General features: G+C 64.6%; 3 protein-coding genes and 1 tRNA gene. 1 reads left to right on the top strand and 3 read right to left on the bottom strand.

Features of this window, described 5'->3' with window-relative positions:
* Positions 1-189 precede the first annotated feature (189 nt).
* Together ENJ37_08965 and ENJ37_08960 are read right to left on the bottom strand one after the other, a co-directional pair.
* A complete protein-coding gene (locus tag ENJ37_08965; protein HHL40623.1) occupies positions 190-1344 on the bottom strand; it encodes a deoxyguanosinetriphosphate triphosphohydrolase in 1155 nt (384 codons plus the stop codon).
* 451 nt (positions 1345-1795) lie between these two features.
* Positions 1796-1871 (bottom strand) — tRNA-Ala (locus ENJ37_08960).
* Positions 1872-2145: 274 nt separating this feature from the next.
* Between ENJ37_08960 and ENJ37_08955 the strand changes: the two genes are divergently transcribed.
* Positions 2146-4848 (top strand): calcium-translocating P-type ATPase, SERCA-type, encoded by a 2703-nt coding sequence (locus ENJ37_08955; protein ID HHL40622.1) that lies wholly within the window; start codon positions 2146-2148, stop codon positions 4846-4848.
* Positions 4849-4924: 76 nt separating this feature from the next.
* On the opposite strand, the gene nadA is transcribed toward ENJ37_08955, so the two are convergent.
* The gene (nadA, locus tag ENJ37_08950) at positions 4925-5842 is read right to left on the bottom strand and encodes a quinolinate synthase NadA (GenBank protein ID HHL40621.1); all 918 of its coding nucleotides are present in this window, start codon (positions 5840-5842) and stop codon (positions 4925-4927) included.
* Positions 5843-5988 lie beyond the last annotated feature (146 nt).

Here is a 5988-nt window from a genome sequence, read left to right as displayed (position 1 = left end):
CCCCAGACCCCCTTCAAAGACTTTCAATACGAGTTGGTTTCCCCCTGTTTTGCTTGGCAAAACAGGGGGAAACCAACTCGCATTAAAAGTTTTTGGAGGGAGTCTGAGGGAACCTTTTTACAAAAAGGTTCCCTCAGGGTAATTGTTTTTTCTTTGCTTACTTTCTTTTTTTCCAAAAAAGAAAGTAAGTCAGACTTTTTCTTCGGGGTCGAAGAGTTTTTTGTATTCCTCGATGGCGAACTTGTCGGTCATGCCTGCTATGTAGTCGCAGATGTGACGTTCTTTCCGGCCGTCGGCCTCGATGCGTCCGAGGTACTCTGGGGGAAGGAGCCGCGGCTCGCGGACGTAGGCATTGAAGAGGCTCTCCAGGATGCGGTTGCCCTTGTCGGACATGCGGATGACGCGGTGGTGTTTGTAGAGGCGCTCCATGAGGAAGTCCTTGAGCTGGCGGTTTTTCCGCTCCATGTCCGGGCTGAAGCCGGCGATGGGCGCGGGGCGGCGGCGGATATCGCCGGGCGAGGCTATTTTTTCGGCCTCGATGGTCTTCCTTATGGTATCGACCAGGTCCGTGACCTGCTCGTTTATGATGCGCACGATGGTCTGGCAGCGCAGCACGTGGGGCTGGGCGTCGGGGTAGAGGCGGCGCACTTCGTCGTGGTGGGCGCTCCAGAGCTCGATGTGGGCGAGGGCGGCGGGCTCTATCATGGCCGAGGAGAGGCCGTCGTCTATGTCGTGGTTGTTGTAGGCGATCTCGTCGGCCACGTCCACTATCTGGGCCTCGAGGGATGCGTTGTCGGCGCCGTACTCGCCGGTCGTTTCGGGCCTGTCGTGCTCGCTTTTGTGTTTTGCTATGCCCTCGCGCACCTCCCATGTGAGGTTGAGGCCGCGGAAGCGGGGGTAGCGCGTTTCGAGGTGCTCGACGATGCGCAGGCTGTGGGCGTTGTGTTCGAAGCCGCCGTGTCCGGCCATGAGTTCGTTGAGTATCTCCTCGCCCTTGTGGCCGAAGGGGGGGTGGCCGAGGTCGTGGGCGAGGGCTATGGCTTCGGCGAGGTCCTCGTTGAGTCCCAGGGCGCGGGCTATGGTGCGCGCGATCTGGGCCACCTCCATGGTGTGGGTCAGGCGCGTTCTGTAGCGGTCGCCCTCGTGGTAGACGAAGACCTGGGTCTTGTACTCGAGCCGTCTGAAGGCGCTTGAGTGGATTATGCGGTCGCGGTCGCGCTGGAAGGCGCTTCGGAAGGGGTGCTCTGACTCGTCGTGGCGCCTGCCCCGGGAGGCGATGCTCCTTTCGGCCCAGGGGGCGAGCACCAGCGCCTCCCTTTCGGCTGCGCTCAAGGTAGTGGACATGGGCCGCTCCGTGGAAAGGTGTATGCCGCCGTGGATGAGCGGCGCGGTCCCCGCCTATTCGGGTCCGCAGCCGTCCTTCAGGGCCGAGAGAAAGTCCGTGTACTCGTCGTAGTAGTTTTCCATGAGCTCGTCGAGCTCGAACTCGGCCGGGTCTATCCCTTTTTTCACCTTCAGGAACTCATTGAAAGTCAAGGTCGCCTCCTGTTTGTAAGCGTCCGCCTTGCAAGCGTCCGCCGGCCTCGGCCGGCACTCCCCCCGTTTGGAGGCGGTGAGGCTCCGGCGCGGCGGTGGTGCCTCTCCGCTATGCTAACATCAAGGGGCGGCGGAGCACAAACGGTTTTTTGGGTCGAGGCGGTTGTCGCCGAAAGTGCGGGGTCTTTTGGAAAGCGGCCTCGGGAGAGGGGAGATACGAAAGGGGTTGCGCGGCATTGCGCAACCCCTTGAAGACCGATGGTGGAGCTGAGGGGGATCGAACCCCTGACCTCAAGACTGCCAGTCTTGCGCTCTCCCAACTGAGCTACAGCCCCGCAGGACCGCCGTAACGCGGGAATTTTAATATATACCACCGTCGGGACGATATGTCAATCGAAAAAGCCGGCGCCCCTGTCGTCCGATAGGAAGTCATGGAAAAGAGGGCCTTCTCTGTGCTATCTTCTCTCCCGTCGCCGCGCGCAGGGGGAAGAGGCCGGGAAGCCTTGACCTGTTGCGCCGGGGGAGGTTTTCCGAAGAAGGGGCATGGGGCCCCGGCGCTTCCCCCCTGTGGTTCCCCGCGCGCCTGTGAAAAGGAGGTTCGAATCCCCGATGGAATGGTACCGCATGAAGGTCGATGATGTCGTCAAGGAGCTCGGGACCTCGCTTGAGAGGGGGCTCACGGCGCAGGAGGCGACGGCGCGGCTTGCCGGGCACGGCCCCAACTCCATAGTGGAGCAGAAGAAGGAGTCTGCTCTGGCCAAGCTCGCCGCCCAGTTCACGGAGTTCATCATAGTGGTGCTCATCGGCGCGGCCGTCATCGCGGGCATCCTCGGCGAGTGGGTCGACGCCGTCGCCATACTGGCCATAGTGGTGATGAACGCCGTCATCGGTTTTTCGCAGGAGATGAAGGCCGAGCGGGTGCTCGATGCGCTCAAGAAGCTCGCCGCTCCTACGGCCAAGGTGCTGCGCAACGGCGAGGTCCGCGAGATACCGGCCGAGGAGCTCGTCCCCGGCGACGTCGTCGTCCTTGACGCCGGCGACCACGTGCCCGCCGACTGCCGCATAGTGTCGTCCCAGCTTCTGAGGGTCGAGGAGGCGGCGCTCACCGGCGAGTCCCACGCCGTGGAGAAGGACGCGGCGCCGCTCGACGGCGAGCGGCCCCTTGCCGAGCGCACCTGCTGCGCCTACCTGGGGACCACGGTGGTCTACGGCAGGGGCCGGGCCGTGGTGACGGCCACGGGCATGGCCACCGAGATGGGCAAGGTGGCCCGCATGCTCGAGGAGGTGAAGCGCGAGCCCACGCCGCTGCAGAGACGCCTCGCCGAGTTCGGAAGGCTCCTCGTCTACGCCGCCGGCGCCATATGCGTGGTCATCTTCCTGCTCGGCGTGCTCAGAGGCGACGACGTGCTCGAGATGTTCCTCACCGCCGTGAGCCTCGCCGTGGCCGCCATACCCGAGGGCCTTCCGGCGGTGGTCACCATAGTGCTCGCCCTCGGGGTGCAGCGCATGGTGCGCCGCCACGCGCTCATAAGGAAGCTGCCGTCGGTTGAGACCCTCGGGTCTGCGTCGATAATAGCCTCCGACAAGACGGGCACGCTCACGCAGAACCAGATGACTGTGAAGAAGCTCTACCTCGCAACGGGCGTAACGCTCGACGTCACCGGCGCCGGCTACGACCCCACGGGCCGCTTCGTGGCCGACTCGCGCCAGTACGACGCGGCCTCGTGCCCGGTCCTGCGGGAGGCGCTGCGCGCCGCCGTACTCTGCAACGGCTCGGAGCTGCGCCGCGACGAGGGCGGGGCCTGGCGCGTGGTGGGCGACCCCACCGAGGGGGCCCTTGCGAGCATGGCCATGAAGGGCGGCGTGGACCGGGCCGTCGCCTCCGAGGGCCTCACCCCGGTGGGCGAGATCCCCTTCGACTCGGACCGCAAGATGATGACCGCCGTTTACCGCGGCCGGGAGGGATTCGTCGCATACGTGAAGGGCGCGCCCGAGAGGATGGTGCCGCTGTGCACACAGGTCATGACCGCCGACGGACCGGTCCCCATGACCGACGAGCGCAGGGCCGGCATACTGCGGGCCAACGAGGTCTTCGCCGAGAGCGCCCTCCGGGTGCTGGCCCTCGCCGTGAGGTTCTCGGCCGAACCCCTCGACCCCCACGACCCCGAGGGAGTGGAAGACGACCTCGTCTTCCTCGGCCTGGCGGGCATGATGGACCCGCCGCGCAAGGAGGTCTACGAAGCCGTCGAGGCGGCGCGCCGCGCCGGCATAACGCCGATCATGATAACGGGCGACAACAGGCTCACGGCCATGGCCGTGGCCAGGGAGCTCGGCATACTGGAGGAGGGCGACGAGGCCGTCACCGGAGCGGAGCTCGACGCCATGAGCGACGAGGAGTACGGCTCGCGGCTGGCGCGCATAAAGGTCTACGCCCGCGTGAGCCCCGGTCACAAGCTCAAGATCGTCAAGGCATGGAAGGAGCGCGGCGAGATCATCGCCATGACGGGCGACGGCGTCAACGACGCGCCGGCGCTAAAGGAGGCCGACATCGGCATAGCCATGGGCGTAACGGGCACGGACGTGACCAAGGAGGCCTCGGACATGGTCCTGACCGACGACAACTTCGCCTCCATCGTGGCGGCCGTCGAGGAGGGACGCGGCATATTCGACAACATCCGCCGCGTCGTCCACTTCCTCATCTCCTGCAACATCGGCGAGATACTGACCATCCTGGCGGCCTCGCTCACGGGCATGCCCTTTCCGCTGCTGCCCGTGCAGATACTGTGGACCAACCTCGTCACCGACGGGCTCCCGGCCATAGGGCTCGCCATGGAGCCCGTGGACAGGGGCGTCATGGAGAGGAGACCGAGGAGAAAGGACGAGGGCATCGTCACGGCCTCGCTCATGTGGGTCATGCTCATCCAGGGCGTTTTCATGGCGGCCTGCACGCTCGCCGTCTACGCCGCCGACCTCTACTGGTTCGGCTCGCCCCTCGATCACGCCCGCACCATGGCCTTCACGACACTCGTCTTCTGCCAGAAGTTCCACGTCTTCAACTGCCGCAGCGAGACCGAGTCGATATTCGCCATCGGGCCCTTCACAAACGGCGTGCTCAACGTGGCGGTCCTCGTAATACTGGTCACCCAGGCGCTGCTCGTCTACGTGCCGTGGCTCGAGGACGTCTTCAAGGTCGTGCCCCTGAGCGTTTCGGACTGGGTCATAATAGTCGCCGCCTCGTCGCTTCCGCTTGTGATGATGGAGGCGGTCAAGTTCTTCGGCGCCCGCGGGGGCGCGGCGGCGCGGGCCGCCTGAGCGGAGAAGGCGCGAAGGCCCCGGCGCCTGCGGCGCCGGGGCCTTCGCGCCTTCCTTCTTCACTTTCTGCGCCCGGTCAGTCCCTCGGCACGGCCAGCATGCGCTCGAGCGCCGCCATGGCCCTCGTCCGCGTCCGCTCTTCGACGGTGACGACGTTTTTCATCTCCCGCAGGCTCTCCACCACGTCCTCGAGGGTTATGAGCTTCATGTTGGGGCAGATGAGCACGTCGGAGGGGAGGATGAACTCCTTTCCGGGGTTCTCCTTTCTCAGCCTGTAGAGTATGCCCATCTCGGTGCCGATGATGAAGCTGCGCGCCTTCGACTCCCTGCAGAAGCGGTACATGCCCGAGGTGGAGCAGACGTGGTCGGCCATGTCCACCACGGCCGGGTTGCACTCCGGGTGGCAGACGAAGAGGGCGTCGGGGTTCTTCTCCCTGGCCGCCGCCACGTGCTCGACCTTGAGGCGCTCGTGGGTGGGACAGAAGCCGTTCCACCACTCCATCCTCTTCTTCGACGAGCGCGAGATGTAGTGGGCCAGGTTGCGGTCCGGCACCATGTAGACCGACTCCGACTCCACCGAGTCGACGACCCGCACGGCGTTGGCCGACGTGCAGCAGATGTCGCTTCGGGCCTTGACCTCGGCCGACGTGTTCACGTAGGCCACTACCGTGGCGCCGGTACGCTTGCGCTTCTCCCGCTCGAGCTCCTCGCCCGTTATCATGTCGGCCATGGGACAGCCCGCGTCCATGCGCGGCAGTATGACCGTCTTCTCCGGCGAGAGTATGGCGGCGCTCTCGGCCATGAAGTGGACGCCGCAGAGCACTATCACCGGCGCGTCGCTCTCGGCCGCCGCCTGCGCAAGGGCCAGCGAGTCGCCAGTCACGTGCGCCGCCTCCTGTATCTCGTCGCGCTGGTAGTTGTGGGCCAGCATGAGCGCCCCGCGCTCGGAGAGCAGGGCGTCGAGCTCCTCCTTCAATTCCTCCTTGCTCTTCACTCGACCGTCTCCACGATTTATTGCACTGAGGGAACCTTTTTGTAAAAAGGTTCCCTCAGACTCCCTCCAAAAACTTTTAACGCGAGGTGGTTTCCCCCTGTTTTGCCTGGCAAAACAGGGGGAAACCACCTCGTATTGAAAGTCTT

It is taken from the genome of Deltaproteobacteria bacterium (assembly GCA_011375175.1).
Lineage (GTDB): Bacteria > Desulfobacterota > GWC2-55-46 > GWC2-55-46 > DRME01 > DRME01.
This window is presented reverse-complemented; position numbering and strand designations above follow the sequence as displayed.

Excerpts from the sequence above, each read along its gene's own strand:
- ENJ37_08965 (HHL40623.1), bottom strand. The coding sequence starts at position 1,344 with ATGTCCACTACCTTGAGCGCAGCCGAAAGGGAGGCGCTGGTGCTCGCC.
- ENJ37_08955 (HHL40622.1), top strand. The coding sequence starts at position 2,146 with ATGGAATGGTACCGCATGAAGGTCGATGATGTCGTCAAGGAGCTCGGG.